Source organism: uncultured Fibrella sp. (assembly GCF_964250085.1).
GTDB lineage: Bacteria > Bacteroidota > Bacteroidia > Cytophagales > Spirosomataceae > Fibrella.
Genome location: NZ_CAXUEC010000001.1, coordinates 613,200 through 637,861, shown reverse-complemented (window position 1 = coordinate 637,861; position 24,662 = coordinate 613,200). Strand labels below are relative to the sequence as shown.

The window sequence follows — 24,662 nt, the reverse complement described above, 5'->3', positions numbered from 1 at the left end:
AAAGAGATTAGGCGACTTCCAGGGGCCTTACTGGCTACAAAACTACTACTTTTGGGGTGATCATTTTGTTACCTATGCTGACTGTACAACGTGGCGTATCGCTACGGCCCTATACCACCTTCGGCATCGAGGCCCAGGCCAATTATTTTGCTGATATCGCCTCAGAAACCGACCTCAACACGCTTTCTCAACTCAACGAATTTACTGAACTGCCAAAACTAATTCTGGGCGGCGGCAGTAACCTGCTGCTGACGCAGGATTTTCCCGGGCTGGCTCTTAGGCTCACCCTTGGCGGTATTGATGTGGTGCGGGAAGATGACCTTCACATCTATGTACGGGCTGGTGCAGGCGTAGTCTGGCATGAGCTGGTGATGTACTGCGTGACCAACAACTTCGCGGGCATGGAAAACCTGTCGCTTATTCCCGGTACGGTAGGCGCGGCACCCATGCAGAATATTGGCGCCTATGGCGTAGAAATCGAGCAACTATTCGATCATTTAGAGGCCGTTCATATAGAAACAGGCGAGAAACGTCGGTTCGGGCATGCCGACTGCCGGTTTGGTTACCGCGAAAGTGCCTTCAAACACGAACTGAAAGGGCAATATATTATTACGTCGGTCACGTTTCGGCTCGATAAGACGCCAACCTTCCACACCCGATACGGCGCCATCAGCGAAACGCTGGCAGACATGGGTGTGACGGATGAGACCATGAGCATCCGGGCAATCAGCGATGCGGTAATCCGTATACGTCGCAGCAAGCTTCCCGACCCCGCCGAGATTGGCAACGCAGGAAGCTTTTTCAAGAATCCTGAAATTCCCGTTTCGCAGTTCACCCAATTGAAGGCAACGTACCCAGCATTACCGGGTTACCCAACCAGCGATGAGTTGGTAAAAGTACCGGCCGGCTGGCTGATTGAGCAGGCGGGCTGGAAAGGCTACCGGGCTGGCGATGCGGGCGTACATGCCAAACAGGCACTGGTGCTGGTCAACTACGGTCGCGCTACCGGCCATGAAATTCTGGCGCTAGCCCGGCAGGTACAGGCATCGGTACTGGAGAAATTTGGCATCACGATCAACCCCGAAGTCAATATCATTTAGCTGGATGGCCGTCAACGCGTTCGGGTTTCTGTAGAAAAGGGCGATTCTCTCCAGTGCCTGCCTTCAAATAATCTACTAAAACAATCGACTAAACATCCGGTTTGCTGAGCATACAACAGTACTTACTCAGCAACATGGATGTATTGAAAACTAAAGCCTTCGGAACCTCTCGTTCCCTGATCAATTCGTTGAATGCCCTGTCGGTGATGGAAATCGAACGACAGGCACCTAAATCCGACGAAGTGCTTATCGAAATTTTGTACTGCGGCGTTTGCCATTCCGACCTGCACCAGATCAGGAATGACTGGGGTAACACGATCTGGCCCTGTGTTCCGGGCCACGAGATCATCGGTAAAGTAGTTCAGGCGGGACCGGCCGTGACAAAATTCAAGGAAGGCGACACCGTAGGCGTAGGATGCATGATCGACTCCTGCGGCCAGTGCGATTCCTGCCATGAAGGGCTGGAGCAATACTGCGAAGGACCGGTAAGCTTCACGGCTACTTACAACGGCCCTATGAAACCCGACGGAAGTGGCTACAACACGTTCGGCGGTTATTCGACTCACATTACCGTCAAAGAGTCGTTCGTGCTGTCTATTCCCGACTCACTCGACATTACCCGTTCGGCGCCGATTCTGTGTGCAGGCATTACCACCTATTCGCCCCTGCGCCACTGGAACGTGCAACCGGGTCAATCGGTGGGCGTAGTGGGCATTGGCGGATTAGGACACATGGCCGTTAAACTCGCCAAAGCAATGGGCGCTACTGTAACGGCCATTACCCGGCAGGAAGAAAAGCGCACCGCTGCCGAACAACTCGGTGCCGACGCCGTACTGGTCTCGGCCGACGACAACGCCATGACCGCTGCCGAACTTTCGTTCGACCTGATTCTGTCGACAATCCCCGACGCCTACGACCTCAACCCCTACGTCAACTTACTGAAACGCGATGGTAAGCTAATCATCGTGGGTGTGTTGGGTCCGTTCAAAGAGCCTACCAACAACATGCAGGTAGCCACGCACCGCCGTTCAGTAGGCGGGTCGCTGATCGGCGGCATCAAAGAAACGCAGGAGGTACTCGACTTTTGCGCTGAACACAACATCATGCCCGACGTAGAACTGATTCAGATGCAGGAAATCAACGACGCCTTCGACAGGATGGAAAAGGAAGATGTCCGTTTCAGGTACGTCATTGATATGAAATCGTTGAAGAACCACTAGTTGGTAGACTTGTAGGGGTGGCCCATCGTGGCCACCCGCTTTCGGGCGCAGAGCGACCGCCTGAAGAAGATGCACAGAGGTGTAAAAAGGCCAGGCTATTTTTTCAGTTCAAAACGCGACCTCGTATGAAACTTATTGCACTACAGCGGTCGCTCTGCGCCCGAAAGCGGGCGGGCACGATGGCCCGCCCCTACAGATCAACCAACTAGAAACACAGTGATGCTGCTCCTAACAGGCCCGCATCGTTGCCGAGCGTGGCTTTGGTAACGGTCAGGCCATTTTTGTAATAGGGCGTTAGCCAGTAGTCGAGCTCTTTCTGTACGGCAGGCATAATATAGTCGAAGGACGCCGACAACCCGCCACCGATCAGAATTTGCTTAATGTCGAGGATACGGATCAACGACACCAGACCTTCGCCCAGCATTTCGCCTACTTCGCCCCAGATAGCCAGTGCCAGTTTGTCGCCCTCTGCGGCGGCAGCCACCAGACCCGTTGTTGAGATGCTCCCATCAGCGGGCAGGGTTGTCTGGCCGGTAAAGGTTGATCGGCGCTCGTTGGCCAGATCGAGTAGTTCTTTTTTGCCAATGTTGCGTTCCAGCACCTTGCCATTCCGCGATGGAATGTGCCCTGGCTCCATGGCGTTACCATCGCCGCCAACAAATACTTTTTTGTTGATAATGGCCGCGCCACCAACACCTGTGCCCAGGGTGATGAAAATGTAATTTTCATCGTTCATATCCTCCACAAAATAGAATTCGCCGAGGGCCGCCGCATTGGCATCATTTTCCAAGAAAAACTCAACATCCGGGAAGCGCTTATTCAGGATTTCCACCATCGGTACGCCGTTCAGTTCAGGAATTGCCGTGATTTCGAGCGGCGTGGTACGCTCCCGGTTGATCATGCCGGGTAAGCCAATGCCTACTTTTTTTACTTCTTTATTGGCATACAGTTCAACGGCGATGGCGTCGGCAAACTGATCCATAAAGTGTCCCGACTGTCGCCAGCTATCGGTGTCGTGGCTGTAGAAGTTGGTGATTTTACCCGTTTTAGCGTCAACTACGCCCATTTTAACGTTCGTGCCGCCGACGTCGATACCCAAATACTGCGCTGAACCCATGTATACAAGAAGAATTAAGAATGAACACTGTTTGCTTCTCTGAGGCAGGGCATCGCCTTGACTCTAGTGAGGTTATTCCGCGAAGTTAGTGGAAGCTAAAAAATATACATACCTAAACAAATTATGCATATAATTAAATTATATATTTGGTTCATCATAAATGCCACTCAACACGTACTGAAAGGAAGCCTACCAGTGCTTATATTGACATTGCCGACTAGCTACAAACGAAAGCTCATGTCGCTATAACAGCAACCTGCCTCAACTTACGCGTGAGACGTTTTACTATAGACCAACTTTTTGATAATGAAACTAACGCCCTATCAGCTTGGCCGTATCGAGTACCATCTGCGGTTTGATAACTGGCTTAGTAATGCCGAGTTGATCGCCGAATTAGCGGATCATTATGCCGAAACCATCGCGGCCAAGATGGAGCCAGACATGTCATTTACTGACGCTTTAGGGCTGGTTACGGCCAGTTTTGGTGGCCAACGAGGGTTATTAGAACTACAGAAAGCGAAGAACGGTCCAGTCTTCAGGCAGGCAACTACCTATTTTTGGCAAGTGATTTTAGCGTATAAACAGCCATATCGGTCGGGGTTTATAGCCGGGCTGTTTCTTGCGTTATGTGGCTTTCCCCAACTGCGTTCGCTTCTATGGACACACTATTCCGATCAGGTATACTTCCTGTTCGGGCTTTCCTTTATAACCATCGCTCTATTCATTCGACAAAGCTTACTGTATGTGGCGGGCAGGTCGCTCGTTCAGCCTTTCCCGGCTATCGGAGTTAGGCTAAGCCTTCTCTTTTTAGTATTCAGTCTGGCCCGGAGCGCGGCGCTTATGTTGAAACTGCTTCCTAATTTGGCAAACGAGCCGTTCACTCAAGCGTTGCTGGCTACAGGCTGCATTTTTATCTGGGTGGCGGCAATCGAAGCACTTTTCGTCAAAAACAGGTTTGCTGTTCACTAGCATGGCCCTGCACTTCTATCGGCAACGTACCCGCAAACAGCAGCCCCCGGCAACGTCTCGTAGGTACGTTGCCGGGGGCTGCTGTTAACATCAGTATTTACTTCGTTGAGGCTTCGTCTTTTTTCAGGACAACGCGGCGAACGGCACCGTCTTCGTTCTGGGTAACGGTGACGAAGAACACACCTTCCGCTTTGCGGCCCAGATCAACCTGACCAACGAATTCGCCGGTAAAGTCTTTCAATTCACGACGGGCTACTTCCTTGCCTTTTGGGTTCGTCACCACAATGAGCGCATCACCTTTGCCGGGAGCCGTGAACCGAACGTTCAGCATAAACTTATCGGGGTTGCTGGGGTAAGCGTCCAGTCCACGAATGGTCGACGCCTGGCTGCCGCCACTCGCCCGCGACCACGTTTCAAACGGCATGGCCAGCCGCTTGTCGAGTCCACGAAGGCCCTGCACACGCGATAGGCGGTCGGCCAGGGGAGCAAATTCCTGTTGCATACTGTAGCCAAACGCCTTCATGTTCTGGGTTAGCGAATCGAGATGCCGACGGTCGAAGCGGAATACACGGGCACGGCGGCCACCGAGTGAATCATCATCGAACGAAAAACTACCTTCGAGTTCAAAATTATCGCTACCAGCGCGGGCGTTCGGCAGCATGGGGGCACGCGGCGCACGGGGTGTGCGGGGAATCGTAGCCCCACGAGGAGCACGGGGCATGGCATAAACACGGCCGGGCGCATCGGGCGTCATAAAAATACCTCCTACCGCATCACCACCAGCTCCGTTACGGTTGTTGAAGCGAATGCGGTCGGTACCACGCTCATCTTCGATCGTTACTGAAATCTGGCTGTCTTTACCGTTCCGGGTGGCCCGCAACGAATCGATTAGTTTGTTGACGAGGGCATCGCGTTTGGCATCGGTCATGCCATTGGTGCGGTAGGTACGTTCAATCTCACGCAGTTCGTTGCCATTTCGCGCGGTTACTTTCAACCGCATCTCGCCGTTGACCGGCGGGGTAGTTTGAGCCATTGCCGCAACGGCTAAACCGGCGGTCAGACACGTACCCAGTACGAACTGGCGTAGTGTATTCACTGTTTTTTTCATGGTCAGCGTAGTTTTCAGCGGTTTTATCTAACCGATAAGCCACTGGTATGTTGCCTGTTAAAAGTTGTTAAGTCGATAAGCGCATCGGGGTTAGGCGCGTACTTTGTATAGACGAGCCGCTGCGCCACCGCGTTGCACCGATTTCTTTAAATTTAATGTCAACGAAACAAATTCGCTGGATTGTCCTTTCGATGGCCGTTGGGCTGTTAGGTTTAGTGGGGTTTCAACTCTACTGGATCAGCAACGCCCTGCATTTACAGAAAGAGCAGTTCGACTATAAGGTTACTGATGCCCTTCAGGAGGTTGTTCGCAGCCTTGAACGGCAGGAAACTCAGTATCAGGCCCGGCACCGGCTGGCGGCGCAACAGCAGCAACAGCAGTTGAGGGCTATTGGTAAAGGCGACAAACTGGTGGGCGTTGGCCAGCCAACGAATCATGCCCGCGCAATAATGCAGCCACCCGCACGGCGGCGTCAGCCGGTGGTCCACCCGTCAACGACGCATCAGTTGGAGGAAGGCATTCCCGGTACGGTCACCATCCAGATGGATGCCCTTCAGCCCATCCAGCGTTCGCTGACACCTGAGCAACTTCGTACGGTTGACGAATTTTACAAGCAGCAGGATGAACTGATTGCGGCGGGCGATCTGGAAGCACAACTTATTCAGCAGGAGCGTTTCGGCCGCTGGATCGATCAGGTGTTGCAAAGTCATATCAACGAAGTACTTCGTTCATCGTCAGGTTTGGTTGTACCCGACTCGGTGTCGCTGATTATGCCCAGATCGGGGCCACAACGTACCTATAATCCTGCAGCCAGCTCTAAGGCTACCAACAGAGCAAGGCAGAAACGATCTGATCTGGTGGCTGCCAAGAAGATTACGCCCTCGGCAAATAGCCTCAGCAATCGGCCGGGAAGCGGCACCTCTGTTACCGACCAATCGGAAACGATAAAAGATATATTCCGGGGGGTACTTATGTCAGACCGGCCGCTGACCGAGCGGGTAAACCGGTTTATGCTGGATACGCTGCTTCGGCAGGCGCTGAGCGAGCGGGGCATTAATATTCCGTTCGATTATGCCGTGCGCAGCCAGCAACAGGGGGATTTGCTCTTTACGTCTACGGGACTGACGCTGGGCAACATGCCGGTTTCGAGCCGGACGGCGATCCAACAACAGTTCGAGGAATCGACGTATAAGGCAGCACTGTTCCCAAATAATATTTTGGAAACGGGTAATTACCTCTACCTGTTCTTCCCCGATCAGCGGGCGTTTATTCTGAGCCGGATGACGGCCACACTGGCAGGTTCCGCCATTCTGATTCTGGTGATTATGGGCTGTTTCTACGTGGCCATCACAACGATTCTCCGGCAGAAAAAGATGGCCGACATCAAGAACGACTTCATCAATAACATGACTCACGAGTTCAAAACGCCCATTTCGACGATCGGACTGGCGGTCGAAATGGCGCGTGATCAGTTGGCCGCACCGGTACTGGCTGGCGCAGGTAGTTCAACGGGCAGTTCGGGGCTATCCGAGCGCCTGTCCAGGTACGTTAGCATTATCCGCGATGAGAACCAGCGGCTGGGGTCGCATGTCGAAAAGGTATTGCAGATGGCGTTGCTGGACAAGGGCGAAGTGAAGCTGGCCCTAACGCCCGTGAACGTTCACGACGTGATCGAGAAGGTATTGAATACCATGAGCCTGTCGATCGAACAGCGGCAAGGTGAACTGGACATGGAGTTCGACGCGACCAACGACGTAGTACTGGCCGACGAAGTTCACCTGACCAATATGCTCTACAACCTCATCGACAACGCCATTAAATACTCGCCCGATCACGTCGCTATTCGCATCCGCACAGCAAACACGACATTACCCAATGGCAAACCAGCCGTTGCCATAGCCGTTGCCGACGAAGGATTGGGCCTGACGAAAGAGCAGATTAGCCGTATCTTCGAGACGTTTTACCGCGTGCCAACCGGCAACCGCCACGATGTGAAAGGCTTCGGTCTTGGCCTGAGTTATGTAAAGAAAATGGCCGACGAACATCAGGGACAGATTACCGTCACCAGCACACTTGGCCAAAGCAGCGAATTTCAACTTGTTATACCACTTTATACGTAGCTGAATTGGTCGTGCCCGCCCTCGGACCGACATGACCGCCTGTAATAATATCATTCGCCAAATCATAGGCACAAGGGCTGACGCGTCGCGGGCGGCCACGATGGGCCGCCCCTACAAATCAACCCTATGCCCTCTATCCTTCTTGTTGAAGACGATCCGAATCTTGGCCAGCTCACGCAGGAATACCTGACGCTGAAAGGCTACCCCACCGACCGCGCCACCGACGGCAACGCCGGTTTACAACAGTTCATGGCCGGGCAGTATGACCTGTGTATTCTGGATGTGATGATGCCCAAGAAAGATGGGTTCACACTGGCCAAAGAAATCCGCATGGACGGCCGCGACGTACCCATCATCTTCCTGACGGCCAAATCCATGCAGGAAGATACCATTCAGGGGCTACGCCTTGGGGCCGATGATTATATTACCAAGCCCTTCAACATGGAGGAACTGTTGTTGCGGATACAGGCCATTCTGCGGCGATATCAGGGAGCCGACACGCAACCGGAAACTACTATGTATCAGATAGGTACGTTCCGTTTCGATTACCCTCACCAGTTGCTGCTGCGAAACAACGACACTACCGGTCAACGTCTGACCAGCAAGGAATCGGAACTGCTTAAGTTGCTGGCACAGAACCTGAACCAGCCGCTGGGCCGCAGTTTCGCGCTGAAAGTAGTATGGGGCGACGACTCGTATTTCAATGCCCGCAGCATGGACGTATACATTACCAAGCTCCGCAAATACCTTAAAGACGACCCGGCTGTTCAGCTCGTAAATGTGCACGGCGAAGGATTTAAATTGGTAGCGTAGTAGTTTATTTATCATGAATATAATCCGTCGTCCCCGCCGCAATCGTCAGTCGGCAGCTATTCGCGACATGGTGCAGGAAACCCGCCTGCACGCGTCTGATTTTATCTTTCCCGTTTTCATTCTGGAAGGTCAGCAGGTTCGTTCTGAGGTGAGTTCGATGCCAGGCATTTACCGTTATTCGCAGGATCTGCTGCTCGACGAAATCGGCCGTTGCCTTGATCTGGGCATCACCACGTTTGATTTATTTCCTAACCTGCCGGAGTCGAAAAAAGACAAATACGCTACCGAAAGCCATAATCCTGATGGGCTTTATCTGAAAACGGTACGGGCCATAAAAGAAACGTACCCCGAAGCCGTGGTCATGACCGACGTGGCGATGGACCCTTACAGTTCGGACGGGCACGATGGTATTGTCGAGAACGGCAAGATCCTGAACGACGAAACCCTGGAAGTACTTGGCCGCATGGCCGTTGCGCAGGCGCAGGCCGGAGCCGACATTGTTGGCCCATCCGATATGATGGACGGTCGAGTTTCGTACCTGCGTCAGGAACTTGACAGAGCCGGTTTTCAGAACGTGGCGATCATGTCGTATTGTGCCAAGTATGCATCGGCTTTCTACGGTCCTTTCCGCGATGCATTGGACTCAGCCCCCAAATTTGGCGACAAAAAAACGTACCAGATGAACCCGGCCAACCGCCGGGAAGCTCTGATCGAAGCGGAACTGGACACCATCGAGGGCGCCGATATGCTGATGGTCAAACCAGCGCTGGCTTATCTGGACATTATCAGTCTGTTGCGGCAGAACAGTAACCTGCCCATTGCCGCCTATAACGTCAGTGGTGAATATGCCATGATCAAAGCCGCCGCCCAGAATGGCTGGCTCGATGGCGAGCGCGCCATGATGGAGTCCTTACTATCGATCAAACGCGCCGGTGCTGATGTGATTCTCACGTACTTCGCCAAAGAAGCCGCCGCGCTTTTGTGATTAAATAGTACGCGTACCCTTCCACTGAACGTATGACTGCCTACCGTATTCTTAATGCCCAGCTCATCAATGAGGGGCAAACGCAATCTGCCGATCTTCGTATTGAAAATGGTTTTATCGCTGAAGTAGGCCAACGTGTGTCGGCCAAACCGGGCGATATGGTCATCGACGCAGCAGGAACGTACCTGCTACCGGGCGTAATCGACGATCAGGTGCACTTCCGCGAGCCGGGACTTACCCACAAAGCTACCATCCGCAGTGAGTCGCGGGCGGGCGTTGCCGGGGGCGTGACCACGTTCATGGAAATGCCCAACACAACGCCCAATGCGCTGACCCAGCCGTTGTTGCAGGATAAATACGACATTGCTGCCGCGACTGCTTTTGGTAACTACTCGTTTTTCATGGGTGCGTCGAACAATAACCTCGACGAGGTTTTGCGCACCAAAGCAACGGACGTTTGCGGTGTCAAGGTATTTATGGGCTCCTCGACGGGCAATATGCTGGTTGATAATGAGCAAACGCTGGACGCACTTTTCCGGGAATGCCCCATGCTCATTGCCACCCATTGCGAAGACGAAGCGACCGTTCGGGCCAATGCCGAACGCTACCGGGCCGAGTATGGTGACAATGCCCCCGCCTGGATTCACCCGTTGGTGCGCAACGAGGATGCCTGTTTTCGCTCGTCGTCTATGGCGGTTGAATTAGCGAAAAAGCACAACACCCGTCTGCACATCCTCCACTTAACGACAGCCGACGAACTCCATTTATTCCGAAATGATATTCCGCTAACAGAAAAACGGATTACGGCAGAAGTGTGCGTGCATCACCTGCATTTCACGGCGGATGATTATGAGCGGCTGGGCAACCAGATCAAGTGTAATCCGGCGATAAAGGCGGCCAATCACCGCGACGCGCTCTGGGCCGCCCTGCTCGACGATCGCCTCGACATTATTGCGACAGACCACGCGCCGCACACCTGGGACGAGAAGCAACAGCCCTACTGGCAGGCACCGTCGGGTTTACCGCTGGTACAGCATCCGTTGTTGCTGCTGCTGGACTACGCAAAGCAAGGAAAATTATCGCTCGAAAAAGTAGTACAGAAAATGGCCCACGCCCCCGCCGACTGTTTCCAGATCGACCGTCGTGGGTACGTTCGCGAAGGCTACTGGGCTGATCTGGTGCTGGTTGATCCCAACCAATCAACGATCGTCACGCCCGAATCTATTCTGTATCAGTGCGGCTGGTCGCCACTGCTGGGCGAAACGTTTAGCCATCGTATTACGCATACGTTCGTTTCCGGTGAATTGGTCTATGAGTTGGGTACGTTCAAAACAGAAAAAGCCGGGCAACGCCTAGCCTTTAATCGGTAATTAGTTGGTTAGTAAACCTATAAGACCTGAAAAGGCCTTATAGGTTTGTGTTGATTTCAGCTTACGACCGCATCAATCAGCCAGGTAACGACGGAGACAACGATACTGAACAACAGAGCTGCAATAAAGCCGCTAACGGAAAACCCGTGGACCAGGTAAGCGGCCAGATAAACCATGAGCACGTTTAGAACGATAAGGAAAAGACCAAGCGTGATGATCGTGATCGGAATAGTCAGAATTGTGAGGATGGGCTTTACAAACGCGTTGAGCAAGCCGAGCACAATAGCCACAATCAGGTACGTTGTGGGGCCACCCGACACTCTGATACCGGGAATGAAAATACTGGCGATGTAAACGGCCACCGCGCTGATCAGGATACGGATAATAACGCCCATAGTGTTTTGTGATTTAGTGAGTGAAAGAGATACAGAAACTTAGCTCTCAAACCGTAGAGGTTCGTCTATTGTTTGTCGTGCCGTTGTTGAAGTACGCCAATGATGTCGTCGAGCGTCATGTTTTTCTGTTCCAGCAAGACCAGAAAGTGGAATATCAGGTCAGCCGCTTCACCCCGGAATAAGTCGTCGTTATCGTCTTTCGCTTCAATCACCAGTTCGACGGCCTCTTCGCCCACCTTCTGTGCAATTTTGTTTACACCTTTCTGAAATAGCGACGCGGTATACGACGCATCGGACGGATTAATCCGCCGATCATGGATAATTGCCTGCAGGTAGTTGAGGAACTGTCCTTTACCGCTGTTCACTTCGTCGAAACAAGTATCGGCTCCGGTATGGCAGGTCGGCCCATCGGGGCTGGCTTTGATGAGTAAGGTATCGCCATCGCAATCGACCAGCATCTGCTTCACATGGAGGAAGTTACTAGAGGTTTCGCCCTTGGTCCAGAGGCGTTGCTTGCTGCGGCTGAAAAACGTAACAATTCCTTCAGCTTCCGTTTTTCGGTAAGCCTCCTCATTCATGTATCCCAGCATCAGCACTTTGCCCGTTTCGCTGTCTTGAATTACAGCAGGCACCAGCCCATCGGGCGATTTATCAAAATCAATAGTCATGGTTATGGTTAGTCATTAGATAGTCAGTCATTGTCATTAAGTGGTCATTTATTGCCATTCGTCGCCTTTCTATGCATGGACTACCAATGACCACTTAATGACAATAACTGACTATCTAATGACCATTTATTAAGTTGTTAAACGCATCGAAACACCCCGTTGGTGCAGGTACGTCTTCAGTTCGGGAATTCCTATTTCTTTAAAATGGAAAATACTGGCAGCCAGTCCGGCATCCGCTTTCCCAGTGGTAAAAACCTCGGTGAAGTGCTCCATCGTTCCAGCGCCCCCCGAAGCAATGACTGGTATATTGGCTGCACCCGATACGGCGGCAGTCAACTCCAGGGCGAAACCGGCTTTTGTTCCGTCGGTATCCATGGATGTCAGTAATATTTCGCCTGCTCCGCGCTGCTCTGCTTCCCGCGCCCAGGCCAACGTACCCAGTTCAGTGGCCCGCCGCCCACCATGGGTGTGTACGATATGCGCAGGAAGGCCAGACGCTTGAGGAACGTACCTGGTATCTATAGCCACAACAACACACTGGCTCCCGAATTCGAGCGCAAGCTCGTCGATCAACTCAGGGCGACGTACCGCTGCTGAATTGATGGATACTTTGTCGGCCCCCGCATTGAGCAAGGCCGACACGTCGGCTACCGACGAAATGCCTCCACCAACTGTAAACGGGATATTCACGGCGTGGGCTACGCGGCGGACCAGATCAAGCAGCGTTTTCCGCTCATCGACCGTAGCCGTAATGTCAAGAAAAACCAGCTCGTCGGCCCCTTGCGCAGCATAAATGGAGCCCAGTTCAACGGGGTCACCGGCATCGCGAAGATCAACAAAGTTGGTTCCCTTTACCGTACGGCCATCTTTAATATCAAGACAGGGAATAATGCGTTTTGTGAGCATAAGGTCAATTATCAACGATCATTGATACGCGTTTTCGCGTTTGCGTTGCATGAACAGGTTGGGTTGGTCAAGGGCCGTAAAACCAAACTGGGCGTATAGCTCATGGGCGTCACGGGTGGCTAACACCCAGCGACGCAGACCCTGCAAGGTTGGCCAGGCAGAAATTTCGGTTATCAACTGCCTGGAAATTCCCCGGCCGCGATAATCAGGTAACACAAAGACATCAGCCAGATAGGCGAAGGTAGCCTGATCGGTGATTACCCGCGCAAAACCGATTTGAGCATGGCCTTCGTAAACGCCAAAGCAAAGCGAGTTTTCGATCGAGCGTTGAACAATCTCAAGCGGAATGTTGGCGGCCCAATACGATTCCTGACTCAGAAAACGGTGAATCAACGCCACGTCGAGGCGGGTCTTATCGGTACTGATCGTTAGGTCACTGTCCATTGATCGTCGATAGTTCTTTTAGTGTAACCCGGCCTTCGTAAATCGCTTTACCAACGATGACACCGAACAGGTTCATTTCGGCCAGTTTTTCGATATCGCCCATGTTGCTTACGCCCCCACTGGCAACGATATTCAGTCCGGGCGCCCGCTCCTGTAAGTTCCGGTAAAGGTCAAATGACGGCCCCTGCAACAGACCATCTTTGGCAACGTCGGTGCTGATTATGTGCGTTATCCCCTTATCCACCCAGTTATCCACAAAATCGTAGACCCAAATAGTAGTTGCTTCTTCCCAACCGCCAACGGCAATCTTCTCGTTCTTTGCATCGGCACCCAGAATCAGCACATCAGCCCCAAAACGAGACAACCATCGCTCGAACATATCGGGGTTCTTCACGGCAATGCTACCGCCGGTTACCTGCCTGGCCCCACACTCGAAAACAATTCGGAGATCATCGTCTGACTGAACGCCGCCGCCGAAGTCGATATGGAGTTTGGTTTTCGTGGCGATCAGCTCCAGCACTTTATGGTTGATGATCCGCTTTTCTTTAGCTCCATCCAGATCAACCAGATGGAGGCGGGTCAGCCCGGCATCCTCAAACTGCTGTGCTACTTCCAGCGGACGGGCATTGTATTCTTTTTTCCGGGCATAATCGCCCTGAGTCAGCCGAACAGCTTTCCCATCAATCAGATCAATGGCAGGAATAATGTGCATAAGAAGGAAAATTGTCCACCGTCAGGCCGCAAAAGAAAGTCACCAAAGGTGTTACGCTCTTAGCCACTTCCTTTTGCGGCCTGACGGTGACTCATAACTTTAAAAAATTCTCAAGAATACGCTGCCCAACATTTCCGCTGATTTCGGCATGAAACTGCGCGGCGTAGAAGTTATTCTTCTGGAGCATGGCGCTGAATGGTCGACCATAATCGCAGACAGCCGTTGTGTCGGGGCAAACGTCGGCGGCATAACTGTGCACGAAGTATACGTAGGGATCAACGGGCAAATCAGCCAGTCCATCGGTAAGCGGCCCGCGCAGACTATGGATGTTATTCCAGCCCGTATGCGGCACCTTCCCAGCCGAAGCCGGGAATCGACGGACATCGATATCGAAGATACCCATGCATGTCGTGTTGTTTTCTTCTGAGTAACGGCACATCAGTTGCATGCCTACGCACGTACCCAGCACAGGCTGTGTGAGGCTGGGGATGAGTTTATCGAGGCCACGTTCGCGCAGGTACATCATGGCCGTGCTTGCCTCACCCACACCCGGAAAAATTACCTTATCGGCGGCCCGGATAGCGTTCTCATCATCGGTGAGTTCGTAGTCGGCGCCAATTCGGTCGAGCGCATACATCACTGATTGCACATTGCCGGCGTTATATTTGATGATAACGGTAGTCATAAAAAATGCCCGGCTCCTGGCAGAGACGGGCTGGTCTATTCGTGAGTCGGTCCTAAATAGTCACAAGACAAAGCCATCGGTCTGCATTAGCAAACGGACCGATGATGCATGAAAAAGGAGGCCTTGCGGGAAATCATGTCGTAAATTTACGACAGCCAACCGAGAACGCCAATACTTTACCATTGAGGTAATGGCTGTCAGGTGTTCTCAGGAGAAGCGGTAGTTTTGCACAAACCTAGAAGACAATTTATGAAAACAGCCCTCATTTGCGGCGTCTCGGGACAGGATGGCGCTTATTTAGCCAAACTGCTTTTAGACAAAGGATATACGGTTTACGGTGGCTCACGCGACGCCCAGATGTCATCGTTCAGAAACTTAGAACGGCTAGGCATTCGAGAGTCTGTCAATCTTGTTTCCGTAAGCATCAACGATTTCAGGAGCGTATTGCAAACCCTGCAAAAGGTAAAACCCGACGAGGTTTATAACCTGGCTGGTCAAAGTTCAGTAGGCTTATCGTTTGAGCAACCCGTTGAAACACTGGAGAGTATCAGCATAGGTACGTTGAACCTGCTTGAGTCTATTCGGTTTACGAACCAGCCTATCCGGCTCTATAATGCAGGGTCGAGCGAGTGTTTCGGCGACACAGGTACGTTGTCGGCCGACGAAAATACGCCGTTCCGGCCTCGTAGTCCGTATGGTGTTGCTAAAGCCGCCGCCTTCTGGCAATTGGCCAATTATCGGGAGGCCTATCAGCTTCACGCCAGCACAGGCATTTTATTCAACCATGAGTCGCCGCTGCGGCCCGAGCGGTTTGTGACGCAGAAGATTGTTTCGGCGGCCTGTCGAATTGCCAACGGTAGCTCCGAAAAGCTCACGTTGGGCAACATCGACATCGCCCGTGACTGGGGCTGGGCGCCCGATTATGTAGAGGCGATGTGGCTGATGCTCCAGCGTGATGTAGCCGACGATTATGTGATCGCCACGGGAAAAACGCATACGCTTAAAGACTTTATCGCCACTGTTTTTGATCAGGCAGGTCTCAATTATGAAGATCATGTTGTGTCTGATCCACAGTTTTTCCGTCCTACAGACATTGCTGAAGGGCACGCCTATCCAGCAAAAGCCAAGCTCAAGTTGGGCTGGGCAGCCAAACATTCTATGGAAGAAGTAGCCCGAATGATGGTCGACGCTGCGCTTGAACAAGCACCGATTCGCATATCGGTAGCACAATAAGTAGCCCCTTTTGTTAAGCCTCCCGTTCCGTCTACTGACAATGCTTTAACCATCAAAGCGTTAATTTTACAGAAACCGTAGTAGATTTGTACTCTAAATTTTGGTCATTGACCCTTTGTCATGCCCGTAACAAACTTGGCAATTCAATTTTCTTCCTCCCGCATTCACCGTCTTTTTCTGGCTCTGTTTAGCCTGTTATTGACCATATCGACACTTGTCGCCACTGCCCAGTCACGGGTCGATCAACTATCGGATGAACAGGTTCAGGAATTCTACCGTCGAGCCCAATCAAGTGGTTTAAGCGAAATCCAGATTGAGCAGGCTGCTATGTCGCAGGGGTATACGCTGGATGACATTGCCAAGATGCGCCGTCGGCTTACTCAGATTCGTGGCAAGGCTCCACGTACCTATCAAAGCAGTGGCGATACAGACACGAGCATCATTCGTTCATTACCTAATGGGCTGTCGCGTCGCCGAATGGATTCATTAAGTTTACCACGAACTGATTCGACCAGTATGCGTAGCCGTGTATTTGGGGCTTCACTTTTCCAGAATGCCAGCTTGTCCTTTGAGCCAGACATTCGGATCGCCACCCCGCGTAACTACGTTGTTGGCCCTGATGATGAACTACTGCTCGATATATATGGTGCGTCAGCCGACAATTTCAAGTTGCGGGTAACGCCTGAAGGAACCGTCAAGATTCCTAATCTGCCACCCGTAATTGTGAGTGGTTTAACCGTTGAACAGGCGGAACAACGCCTGATAGCCCGTTTGCGACAGGGCGGCTTTCAGGGGCTTGGTACTGCGGGAAGTGGCACGTATGCTACCGCTTCCGTTGGTAAAATCCGTAGCATTCGTGTCACGCTTGTTGGCGAGGTTGTCCGGCCAGGTACGTATACAATTTCGTCATTAGGGTCGGCTTTCAACGCGCTGTATTTGTCGGGTGGCCCAAATCCGGAAACGGGTTCATTTCGCAAAATTCAGGTGATCCGTGGCAATCGCGTCATCCGCACTATTGATTTGTATGATTTCCTGCTCCGCGCCGATCAGCGCGACAATATCCGTCTTCAGGATCAGGATGTTATTCGGGTAGCTGAATACCAGACTCGTGTCGACGTTCAGGGTGAGGTTCGCCGTCCGTATCTTTTTGAACTTCTGCCTGGCGAAACTTTTCAAACTCTGCTTGCTTTTGCTGGTGGTTTCAATGAAGAAGCCTATACCGCTTCTGTCTCTGTGCGTCGTAATACGGCTCGTGAACGGAAAGTAATTTCCCTTACTCCTGACGAATTCGCTCAGTTTGCTCCGCAACGGGGTGATCGGTACATGATTGGCCGTATCCTTGACCGGTATGAAAACCGGGTTCAGATCGCGGGGGCCGTCATGCGGCCGGGTGACTACGCGCTTAATAACGGCATTAGTACAGTTGGCGAATTGATCCGTCGCGCTGATGGGTTGCGCAAAGATGCTTTCACCACTCGTGGCACTATTTTCCGTGAGAAGGAAAACACAGACCTGGAGCTTATCCCCTTTGATGTAGCCAAACTACTTTCCGGAGAGGTAACCGATATTCCACTGTTGCGTCAGGATAGCGTCGTAATCCAATCGATCCGTAATTTGCGAGAGGCGTATTATGTATCGATTGAAGGCGCCGTAAATAAGCCGAGCAAATTCGCTTACACTGATAACATGACTGTTTCGGATTTGATTACGCTCTCAGGAGGTTTTCAGGAAGGAGCAACCGCTAATCGACTTGAAATTGCCCGCCGCATCCGGAGCGATTCGACAACAGAGCAAAACAATACAGAGATATATCGTTTTTCGCTAGACCGATCATTACGCCTTAATGAAGACGATGCCCGATTCTTACTTCAGCCCTTTGACATCGTTTATGTACGTACCCAGCCATATTATGGCAATCAGCAACAGGTAGTTGTTACTGGTGAAGTTATGCACTCGGGTACGTATGCCATTTTGAACCAGACTGAGCGAATCAGTGATCTTATCTCCCGAGCAGGCGGACTAAAACCCGATGCTTACTTATCTGGATCACAACTTAAGCGAAAAGGGCAAATTGTAGGCACAGATATTCGTGTAGTAGTCGAGAACCCAGATAGTGAGGGGAATTTGCTATTGCAAGACCGTGATACGCTATTTATCCCTCGACGCTCTGATGTAGTATCTATTCAAGGGGCAGTTTTAAATCCCTCAACGGTCAGCTACGAGGAAGGCATGTCGCTTCGAGATTATATATCGTTATCTGGCGGTTATACAGAAAACGCAAGAGTTGGCCGTTCTTATGTCATCTATCCCAACGGGCGTAAAGACCGTACCAAGCAATTTCTGGGCGTTAAACGTTACCCTGACATTCAGCCAGGATCAACAGTAGTAGTACCGTTTAAACCATTGGATAATAATCGTCTGTCTACGGTTGAACGTATAACTATCTTATCAGTGACGGGTTCGCTAATTCTGGCTGTACTAAACTTATTACGACGATAGTTCTGATCTGTGCATGTTAACAAATGAATCTATAGAACGGATGAATGACTCAAACGATGATCTTGTAGAAATTCGGGTGAGTCAGATTATATCTTACCTAAAAAAAAGTCGACTTATTCTACTCATTAGTGTTCTCGTTAGTGTAATTATAGGAGCAGTGTATGTTTTTTCACTACCCAACCAATACACCTCACAAGTAACAGTACTACCTGAGTTGCAAATGAAAACTAATGCAAGCTTAGGCAATCTGAGTTCGTTAGCAGGCTTGGCAGGAATTGATATAAATAATATAGCAGGTGGGTCAGATGCGATACGCCCTGAATTATACCCGGATGTTCTACAAAGTGCCCCGTTCGCGCTTTTCCTTTTCAAACAAGTGGTTTATACTAAGTCGGTTAGCCGACCTCAGTTATTCGAGAAATACTGGGAGGACCAGCGAGGATGGAATCTTCTTGATTGGTTATCATTTGGCTCAGAAGATCAAGTTCAGGCTGATTTAAAAGTCCAAAATCCTACTAGACTATTACAACTGACTAAAGATCAGGAAGCTATGGCAGAGGATTTACAGGAACATATAGGTGCCACATTTGATAAAAAATCAGGTGTACTTACGATTAACTCTGTTATGCCCGATCCAGTAGTATCTGCACATATAGCAACCCTGTCCCTAAACTATCTAAACGATTACATAACAACATACCGAACAGAGAAGGCTAGACGTGAAGTGAACTTCTTATCGAAACAAGTGGGGATTGCTAGACAACGGTATCAGACTGCTGAATATAATCTCTCAGTATATCGAGATAAAAACAGAAGTGTGTACTTAAATACTTCTAAAATAGAGGAGCAACGCTTACAAGCCGAGTTTATCCTATCACAAGATCTTTATAATACGTTGTCAAAGCAAGCCGAAATGGCTAAAATAAAAGTTCAACAGGAGACTCCTGTATTTAAGATCTTAGAACCAGCAAAAATTCCATTAAAAAAGAGCGGGCCAAAAAGATCTCTACTAATATTAGGATTTGCACTTTTGGGGATGATTGTAGGTTTTATATATGCTATCAGTCGCCAAAATAATGTATTTAGAAAGATGTCTAAAACAAGTAATAATGACAAAAAACGACTTGATGAATAATTTTTTTCAAAAATATGAATGAAACTTTGTTCTCTTCATTATCTGTGAGCCAGCCATTTCAGTACAACTATTATTGCTTCAAGTCCTAATTTACTATGCAGGATTATCCAATTCTGTGTTATTAACCATTCTAAGCGTTATTCTACAATCGAATAATGTTTTAAAACACACCAGAATTAAAACAATTTTTTATGGAAACCTTAGTGGAAACGAAACAACTTCTAAAACTAAATTTGGGTTGCGGCACTGATATACGTCCTGGTTGGGTCAATATGGATATTGCTAATTTAGCTGGTGTAGATATTGTGCATAATATTGAAACACTACCGTTGCCATTCGCAGATTGTCATTTTGACGAGATACTATGTCAAGACATATTAGAACATATCGAATATATTCCTGTTCTAAAAGATTTACACAGAATTTTAAAACCTGGTGGAATCTTAACAATACGAGTTCCACATTTTACAAGTAGAAATAATTATATTGATCCCACTCATAAAAAGATGTTCTCTAATAGAACGTTTAACTTTTTTGTGAGTGATTCATATTTAGGAAGAAATTATTATTTTGACTTTAGCTATTCATCTACGATAAGTTTGAAATTAACGTTTTTGAAACGACCTAAATATTTTTACAATTACCTGATAGAGCCATTTATAAACATGAGGGAGGGTAACCAAGATTTGTATGAAGACACTTTTCTAAGCCGACTTTTTCCTGCATTAAACGTTGAAGTAGTACTTAGAAAATAAGTCTAGCTTTGAATATGTTTACAAATTATCAATCGCTTCATTTTATTATTTTAATGTGAGAAATGTAGAAAATAAATTGACTTTATTTAGAAGTGTAATATACCTGGGGCTTTCTCAATTAATAAATTTTGTTTCACCACTTCTAATAACACCTTATTTACTCAGAACTATAGGAATTGAAAAATTTGGTCTAGTTATGCTCGCTCAAGGCGTAATGAACTTTACAGTAATACTAACAGATTACAGTTTTAATCTAACGTCTACCCAATCTGCATCAGTAAGACGAAATGACTTACCATTTTTAAATCAACTTTATAATGATGTAACCTCAGTTCGATTATTTTTAGTCATAATTGGCTTTATCCTTATCTTATTTTTAACGTTTGTAATCCCTAACTTCTCGGATAATAGATACCTTTTTCTTTTATCATACGCTATAGTGGTTGGTAAGTTTTTAATTCCTGTCTGGTTTTTAATGGGAATAGAAAAGAGTCATATAATTACTTATGCTAACACTATATCAAGATTGATAACATACAGTTTGATTTTTACTCTTGTGAAGTCCAAGGGAGATTACATAATAATAAATTTATTATGGGCAACTGGCGAAATTATTATAGGCCTTATAGGTATAAGTTTTATAAAAAAGAATTACAAAATTTCTACAAACTTAACTTTTAAATGGAAGCCAATCCAGGTCCAGTTACATGACGGTTGGGCTGTATTTTCGACAAACGCATTAAATGCATTATATATAAACTCCAATTTATTTATCTTAAGTATATTTGCAAATGGGCAAATTTTAGGTAGTTATGCGGTAGCTGAAAAAGTAATGCTACTTATAAAGCAGATATATGGTGTACTTACACAAGCAACTTATCCATATGCCTGTCGCTTAGCTGTTGTGTCTCAAAAGGAGTTTAATCGCTTTCTTACGTACGAATTTTATTCTTGTCTTATAATTTTTACTGGGCTGGGCTTACTATGCTTTGGGGAGGCTAATACGCTTATTAAGTTCATAGTAGGTAAGGAGAATTCAGAAGCTGCTTCTCTATTGCGTTATCTTTCATTTATTCCTCTAATTATCAGTTTAAATTTGCCAGCTTATCAAACTTTAGTGATTAATCGCTTCAACAGAAGTTACCTTCCAATTATTGGCGTTGGTGCGATACTGAATTTACTGTTAAATTTTCTTCTTGTGCCACTCTATCTAGCTATTGGTACAACTATATCGATTGCAATCACTGAAATTTTTATAACAGTAGGATTACACGTAATTTTATTCAATAAACATACGGACAAACGATTATCACTTTTACCACAGAAGCTGTTTTAGCTTTTGCAATCAGCTGTTTTTGAGTAAAGAGCTAGACTTTTATCGATTTAGAGTAGAATAAATGTAGCACCCAGTTGCCAGGTATAGTTAAAAATAAGTTTTCAACAAATGTCCAGTGTATAAGGTAAGAAGCAAGTTAAAAACAGTGCTGAGTAGTAACTGAGATAGGTAATTAGGTTCAACAACAGCTATATACATGCCAAATTAATAATAAATGTGGCGAAATGTATTTTCTCAATTACTTTTGCTGAGAATACCATATTAGTCAAGCTAAAAGCTTGTATCACTAATAATAACAAAGCTATGTTTGGACCAGTAGTAGTAAATGCTCGCTTTTTAACTCAACCTATTACTGGCACACAACGGTTTGCGATTGAGTTATGTCGTGGGATCAAACAGTTACAACCTACAATTACTCTCCTGGCCCCAGACAACATCATTCATAAGGATATTGCCGAAGAACTGGATGTAAAAGTGATAGGCAAATTGCGAAAGGGAATATTGTGGGAGCAATTTGAATTACCACTAATTCTACGTCAAAATGGTAGCCCTATATTACTAAATCTTTGCAATTTGGCTCCTATTGCTTATTCAAATAATATCGTTTCTGTCCTAGACTTATCATTTAAACTACACCCCGAATGGTTCTCAAAGCAGTTCTCGTTATTGTACAACTTCTTTGTCCCAAAAGTAGTAGCTAATGCTAAGAGAATCATCACTATAAGTGAAAGTTCAAAAAATGATATTTCTAAGTATTATAACGTACCTGCATCACAGATTGATATAATTTATCCGAGTGTTTCGAGGAATTTTTCGGAATCATCGTTAAAACCGGAGAAGTTTTCAAAATATGGCGATTACATTCTAGCCGTTTCATCAATTGATCCCCGAAAAAACTTTAAGGGTTTAATTCAAGCATTTAAAGCCGGTAACTTCGGTAACACTAGATTAGTTATTGTTGGATCTGAACACAAAGTATTTGCGAACAATGATTTAAAACAATTAGTTGCTAATGATTCTCGCATCGTCTTTACCGGCTATATAGATGACAATGAGCTGATAGAATTATATCAGAATGCTTGTGTATTTGCCTACCCATCCTACTTTGAAGGATTTGGCATTCCACCGCTCGAAGCGATGGCTTGCGGCTGTCCAACGCTAGTGTCAAATACAACAAGTTTACCTGAAGTATGTGGAGATGCAAGTATCTATGTTGATCCTTATGATATTAACAGTATAACTGAAGGTCTTTCTAAAATTTTATCTGACAAAAATTTAAGTAACACACTTGTAAAGAGAGGTTATGAACGCTTGTCTAAGTTTAGCTGGCATCAGTCATCAATAAAACTTATCAGTATTATTGATTCTCTTAACGCACATTAGTTTACAATTATAGATTACCAGTAATTAAATCTTTAGCTATAGTTATTTATTACATATTGTATTCAAAATGTGTTTTTAATCGTTTTATGTGTCCATTAACTATTGGCCATTATTTAAATTTATCTTTATCCTTTTTAGCAACTCTAAAATTTGTTAAAGTATGACACAGGCTTTAGGAGGAATTGTAGGTTACAATAAGTGGTTAATGGCATTGGACTTATTACTTATCTTTTGGTTCTTATATGGATGGTATAATCATTATCGCAAAACAGGTGGCTATATAGATTTTTGGTATTATAACATGTTTTTATTTTTCTTCGTACCTGTGCTAATCATGTACCCATTTGATAACTCTGATTTAAATATTTTAAGTGTACTTGGCTTAAACAATCTGTACATAATACAGGATCATTCTAGCGAAGCTTTTATCGTATCGTTGACTGGTTTTTCTTGTGCCTATGTAGGTAAATACCTATTTGACAAGGAGAAACCATTCGTGTTAATAGAACTAATGTTGATTCCTTTTTCCAACTATCTTGGACGCTTTTACATATCAATAGTTAAAAATCCACTTATATCGAGAGGTTTTATTTTATCATATATAGTCGTTTTAATTGGGTTTTTGTTTTTTATAGTTAGCTCAGGCCTTATGAAGAACCCAAGAGAGTTTTTCATGTTAAATACGAAATATATGCCAATATATATACTAATAATTTCTACGTTTGAGATAGCATTTATAATTATTTCTATTAGATCTCTTCAGTTCAACAACAATATTGACAAAACTTTATTTGGATTTCTTGTAGTATTTGGTTTTTTTTTAGGAGTAAGAGCACCGATAATTTTACAGGGAATAAGCTTTGGGGTCTTTTATATAATGTACAAGAGAAATGGATATATATCTCTCACAAAAGTAATGACTGCTATATCTGTAATTTTGTTTTTAGTTATGCTATTAGCTTATATTCGAAACAGCACAGACGAAACAAGCACAGACCCTAGTTTAGTAGCCCTATCTTTTATAGCGGAAATATTCTACGGAAACACATTTTCAGACGTTCGTGATTTTAGCTGGGTTTTAGGCAACTGGAATCGAGAATATTATTTAGGTCGTAGTTACCTCGCCGCATTTTTATCATTTATACCATCTTCTCTGTATCCTATCCGTGAAACTTGGGGAATTGGTAAGCTTACTGTCAGGGCAGCAGGTCTTGACGAAACTACTCATCCTGGCTTGAGAATGGGCGTGTTTGGAGAGATGTATTTAAACTTTGGCATAATTGGTGTAGCACTATTTGGGATTATATGGGGCTATATACTACGGCGTGTAGACTATTTTACGAAAAAGTATACAAGTCAAGGTAACGTTGTAAAGGCTAGTAGCGTAATAGTCTATTCAAGCTTTATATCATACTTAACAGGATCAGCAGGAACTATGAGTTTTTACATAATCATATTTCTTTTAGCGGCCCTCTCTATTTTATCCAGAATGCGCCTTGACACATAATTACTTAAATGTAGTTTTTAAGTTGTCATTAACATTAATAGAGATTATCTTTCACATCAAGTTACCTCTAACCACCGTCTAAGCTGATTAATAGTACTTAAGTAAAGGCTGCTAATTAAAACTAGCATAATAGCTTTAAGTTTCTAACAAACTCGAGTTCAAAGATTTTTAGAATATTTGGTTTTTACATGTTTTAATCCAA

22 protein-coding genes are annotated in these 24,662 nt (G+C 47.1%); 14 read left to right on the top strand and 8 right to left on the bottom strand.

Translation table 11 applies throughout. The annotated features are described in order from the left end of the window. Positions 1-74: 74 nt before the first annotated feature. Complete coding sequence (gene murB, locus ACFE8Q_RS02595) at positions 75-1,100, top strand: UDP-N-acetylmuramate dehydrogenase (protein ID WP_375443791.1); 1,026 nt, start codon at positions 75-77, stop codon at positions 1,098-1,100. Positions 1,101-1,234: 134 nt separating this feature from the next. Further along, complete coding sequence (locus ACFE8Q_RS02590) at positions 1,235-2,320, top strand: NAD(P)-dependent alcohol dehydrogenase (RefSeq protein WP_375443790.1); 1,086 nt, start codon at positions 1,235-1,237, stop codon at positions 2,318-2,320. A gap of 205 nt (positions 2,321-2,525) precedes the next feature. Here ACFE8Q_RS02590 and ACFE8Q_RS02585 read toward each other — a convergent pair whose 3' ends face one another. Beyond that, positions 2,526-3,437, bottom strand: a complete 912-nt coding sequence (locus tag ACFE8Q_RS02585; protein WP_375443789.1) for an ROK family protein — start codon at positions 3,435-3,437, stop codon at positions 2,526-2,528. 306 nt (positions 3,438-3,743) lie between these two features. On the opposite strand from ACFE8Q_RS02585, the gene ACFE8Q_RS02580 reads away from it, so the two are divergent. After that, positions 3,744-4,406, top strand: a complete 663-nt coding sequence (locus tag ACFE8Q_RS02580; protein ID WP_375443788.1) for a hypothetical protein — start codon at positions 3,744-3,746, stop codon at positions 4,404-4,406. A gap of 97 nt (positions 4,407-4,503) precedes the next feature. Here ACFE8Q_RS02580 and ACFE8Q_RS02575 read toward each other — a convergent pair whose 3' ends face one another. Further along, the gene (locus ACFE8Q_RS02575) at positions 4,504-5,514 is read right to left on the bottom strand and encodes a T9SS C-terminal target domain-containing protein (RefSeq protein ID WP_375443787.1); all 1,011 of its coding nucleotides are present in this window, start codon (positions 5,512-5,514) and stop codon (positions 4,504-4,506) included. 155 nt (positions 5,515-5,669) lie between these two features. Between ACFE8Q_RS02575 and ACFE8Q_RS02570 the strand changes: the two genes are divergently transcribed. The 4 genes from ACFE8Q_RS02570 to ACFE8Q_RS02555 all read left to right on the top strand — a co-directional run bounded on the left by ACFE8Q_RS02570 (position 5,670) and on the right by ACFE8Q_RS02555 (position 10,802). Further along, complete coding sequence (locus ACFE8Q_RS02570) at positions 5,670-7,634, top strand: sensor histidine kinase (RefSeq protein ID WP_375443786.1); 1,965 nt, start codon at positions 5,670-5,672, stop codon at positions 7,632-7,634. A 126-nt stretch (positions 7,635-7,760) separates the two neighbouring features. Continuing rightward, positions 7,761-8,447 carry a response regulator transcription factor gene (locus ACFE8Q_RS02565; RefSeq protein WP_375443785.1) on the top strand — a complete coding sequence of 229 codons (687 nt, stop codon included), beginning with the start codon at positions 7,761-7,763 and terminating at the stop codon, positions 8,445-8,447. 13 nt (positions 8,448-8,460) lie between these two features. Further along, entirely contained in the window at positions 8,461-9,432 is a 972-nt protein-coding gene (gene hemB, locus ACFE8Q_RS02560; protein WP_375443784.1) for a porphobilinogen synthase, read from the top strand. Between the two features lie 32 nt (positions 9,433-9,464). Further along, complete coding sequence (locus ACFE8Q_RS02555) at positions 9,465-10,802, top strand: dihydroorotase (RefSeq protein WP_375443783.1); 1,338 nt, start codon at positions 9,465-9,467, stop codon at positions 10,800-10,802. A gap of 56 nt (positions 10,803-10,858) precedes the next feature. Here the strand turns inward: ACFE8Q_RS02555 and ACFE8Q_RS02550 are convergent, their stop codons facing one another. The 6 genes from ACFE8Q_RS02550 to hisH form a co-directional block, all read right to left on the bottom strand. Beyond that, a complete protein-coding gene (locus ACFE8Q_RS02550; RefSeq protein WP_375443782.1) occupies positions 10,859-11,197 on the bottom strand; it encodes a phage holin family protein in 339 nt (112 codons plus the stop codon). Between the two features lie 65 nt (positions 11,198-11,262). After that, positions 11,263-11,865 carry a bifunctional phosphoribosyl-AMP cyclohydrolase/phosphoribosyl-ATP diphosphatase HisIE gene (hisIE, locus tag ACFE8Q_RS02545; RefSeq protein WP_375443781.1) on the bottom strand — a complete coding sequence of 201 codons (603 nt, stop codon included), beginning with the start codon at positions 11,863-11,865 and terminating at the stop codon, positions 11,263-11,265. Between the two features lie 129 nt (positions 11,866-11,994). Beyond that, positions 11,995-12,771 carry an imidazole glycerol phosphate synthase subunit HisF gene (hisF, locus tag ACFE8Q_RS02540; RefSeq protein ID WP_375443780.1) on the bottom strand — a complete coding sequence of 259 codons (777 nt, stop codon included), beginning with the start codon at positions 12,769-12,771 and terminating at the stop codon, positions 11,995-11,997. 18 nt (positions 12,772-12,789) lie between these two features. Continuing rightward, positions 12,790-13,215: a GNAT family N-acetyltransferase gene (locus ACFE8Q_RS02535; protein WP_375443779.1), complete on the bottom strand. Its 426-nt coding sequence runs from the start codon at positions 13,213-13,215 to the stop codon at positions 12,790-12,792. After that, positions 13,205-13,927: a 1-(5-phosphoribosyl)-5-[(5-phosphoribosylamino)methylideneamino]imidazole-4-carboxamide isomerase gene (gene hisA, locus ACFE8Q_RS02530; protein ID WP_375443778.1), complete on the bottom strand. Its 723-nt coding sequence runs from the start codon at positions 13,925-13,927 to the stop codon at positions 13,205-13,207. The genes ACFE8Q_RS02535 and hisA overlap by 11 nt, the downstream gene beginning before the upstream one ends. Before the next feature lie 91 nt (positions 13,928-14,018). Further along, entirely contained in the window at positions 14,019-14,612 is a 594-nt protein-coding gene (hisH, locus tag ACFE8Q_RS02525) for an imidazole glycerol phosphate synthase subunit HisH (RefSeq protein ID WP_375443777.1), read from the bottom strand. Positions 14,613-14,861: 249 nt separating this feature from the next. Here hisH and ACFE8Q_RS02520 point away from each other — a divergent pair, with 249 nt between their 5' ends. The 7 genes from ACFE8Q_RS02520 (at position 14,862) to ACFE8Q_RS02490 (ending at position 24,460) form a co-directional block, all read left to right on the top strand. Beyond that, entirely contained in the window at positions 14,862-15,845 is a 984-nt protein-coding gene (locus ACFE8Q_RS02520; RefSeq protein ID WP_375443776.1) for a GDP-mannose 4,6-dehydratase, read from the top strand. Between the two features lie 120 nt (positions 15,846-15,965). Continuing rightward, positions 15,966-18,344: an SLBB domain-containing protein gene (locus ACFE8Q_RS02515; protein WP_375443775.1), complete on the top strand. Its 2,379-nt coding sequence runs from the start codon at positions 15,966-15,968 to the stop codon at positions 18,342-18,344. A gap of 13 nt (positions 18,345-18,357) precedes the next feature. Then, entirely contained in the window at positions 18,358-19,479 is a 1,122-nt protein-coding gene (locus tag ACFE8Q_RS02510; protein WP_375443774.1) for a Wzz/FepE/Etk N-terminal domain-containing protein, read from the top strand. Between the two features lie 191 nt (positions 19,480-19,670). Next, positions 19,671-20,234 (top strand): methyltransferase domain-containing protein, encoded by a 564-nt coding sequence (locus ACFE8Q_RS02505; RefSeq protein ID WP_375443773.1) that lies wholly within the window; start codon positions 19,671-19,673, stop codon positions 20,232-20,234. Positions 20,235-20,289: 55 nt separating this feature from the next. Then, positions 20,290-21,570, top strand: coding sequence for an oligosaccharide flippase family protein (locus tag ACFE8Q_RS02500; protein WP_375443772.1), 1,281 nt, complete (start codon positions 20,290-20,292; stop codon positions 21,568-21,570). A 303-nt stretch (positions 21,571-21,873) separates the two neighbouring features. Further along, a complete protein-coding gene (locus ACFE8Q_RS02495; protein WP_375443771.1) occupies positions 21,874-22,953 on the top strand; it encodes a glycosyltransferase family 4 protein in 1,080 nt (359 codons plus the stop codon). 160 nt (positions 22,954-23,113) lie between these two features. Further along, positions 23,114-24,460 carry an O-antigen polymerase gene (locus ACFE8Q_RS02490; protein ID WP_375443770.1) on the top strand — a complete coding sequence of 449 codons (1,347 nt, stop codon included), beginning with the start codon at positions 23,114-23,116 and terminating at the stop codon, positions 24,458-24,460. Positions 24,461-24,662 lie beyond the last annotated feature (202 nt).

Bases quoted from the DNA above. Each gene is read 5' to 3' on its own strand.
- murB (WP_375443791.1), top strand. From the start codon at position 75: ATGCTGACTGTACAACGTGGCGTATCGCTACGGCCCTATACCACCTTC.
- ACFE8Q_RS02590 (WP_375443790.1), top strand. From the start codon at position 1,235: ATGGATGTATTGAAAACTAAAGCCTTCGGAACCTCTCGTTCCCTGATC.
- ACFE8Q_RS02585 (WP_375443789.1), bottom strand. From the start codon at position 3,437: ATGGGTTCAGCGCAGTATTTGGGTATCGACGTCGGCGGCACGAACGTT.
- ACFE8Q_RS02580 (WP_375443788.1), top strand. From the start codon at position 3,744: ATGAAACTAACGCCCTATCAGCTTGGCCGTATCGAGTACCATCTGCGG.
- ACFE8Q_RS02575 (WP_375443787.1), bottom strand. From the start codon at position 5,514: ATGAAAAAAACAGTGAATACACTACGCCAGTTCGTACTGGGTACGTGT.
- ACFE8Q_RS02570 (WP_375443786.1), top strand. From the start codon at position 5,670: ATGTCAACGAAACAAATTCGCTGGATTGTCCTTTCGATGGCCGTTGGG.
- ACFE8Q_RS02565 (WP_375443785.1), top strand. From the start codon at position 7,761: ATGCCCTCTATCCTTCTTGTTGAAGACGATCCGAATCTTGGCCAGCTC.
- hemB (WP_375443784.1), top strand. From the start codon at position 8,461: ATGAATATAATCCGTCGTCCCCGCCGCAATCGTCAGTCGGCAGCTATT.
- ACFE8Q_RS02555 (WP_375443783.1), top strand. From the start codon at position 9,465: ATGACTGCCTACCGTATTCTTAATGCCCAGCTCATCAATGAGGGGCAA.
- ACFE8Q_RS02550 (WP_375443782.1), bottom strand. From the start codon at position 11,197: ATGGGCGTTATTATCCGTATCCTGATCAGCGCGGTGGCCGTTTACATC.
- hisIE (WP_375443781.1), bottom strand. From the start codon at position 11,865: ATGACTATTGATTTTGATAAATCGCCCGATGGGCTGGTGCCTGCTGTA.
- hisF (WP_375443780.1), bottom strand. From the start codon at position 12,771: ATGCTCACAAAACGCATTATTCCCTGTCTTGATATTAAAGATGGCCGT.
- ACFE8Q_RS02535 (WP_375443779.1), bottom strand. From the start codon at position 13,215: ATGGACAGTGACCTAACGATCAGTACCGATAAGACCCGCCTCGACGTG.
- hisA (WP_375443778.1), bottom strand. From the start codon at position 13,927: ATGCACATTATTCCTGCCATTGATCTGATTGATGGGAAAGCTGTTCGG.
- hisH (WP_375443777.1), bottom strand. From the start codon at position 14,612: ATGACTACCGTTATCATCAAATATAACGCCGGCAATGTGCAATCAGTG.
- ACFE8Q_RS02520 (WP_375443776.1), top strand. From the start codon at position 14,862: ATGAAAACAGCCCTCATTTGCGGCGTCTCGGGACAGGATGGCGCTTAT.
- ACFE8Q_RS02515 (WP_375443775.1), top strand. From the start codon at position 15,966: ATGCCCGTAACAAACTTGGCAATTCAATTTTCTTCCTCCCGCATTCAC.
- ACFE8Q_RS02510 (WP_375443774.1), top strand. From the start codon at position 18,358: ATGTTAACAAATGAATCTATAGAACGGATGAATGACTCAAACGATGAT.
- ACFE8Q_RS02505 (WP_375443773.1), top strand. From the start codon at position 19,671: ATGGAAACCTTAGTGGAAACGAAACAACTTCTAAAACTAAATTTGGGT.
- ACFE8Q_RS02495 (WP_375443771.1), top strand. From the start codon at position 21,874: ATGTTTGGACCAGTAGTAGTAAATGCTCGCTTTTTAACTCAACCTATT.
- ACFE8Q_RS02490 (WP_375443770.1), top strand. From the start codon at position 23,114: ATGACACAGGCTTTAGGAGGAATTGTAGGTTACAATAAGTGGTTAATG.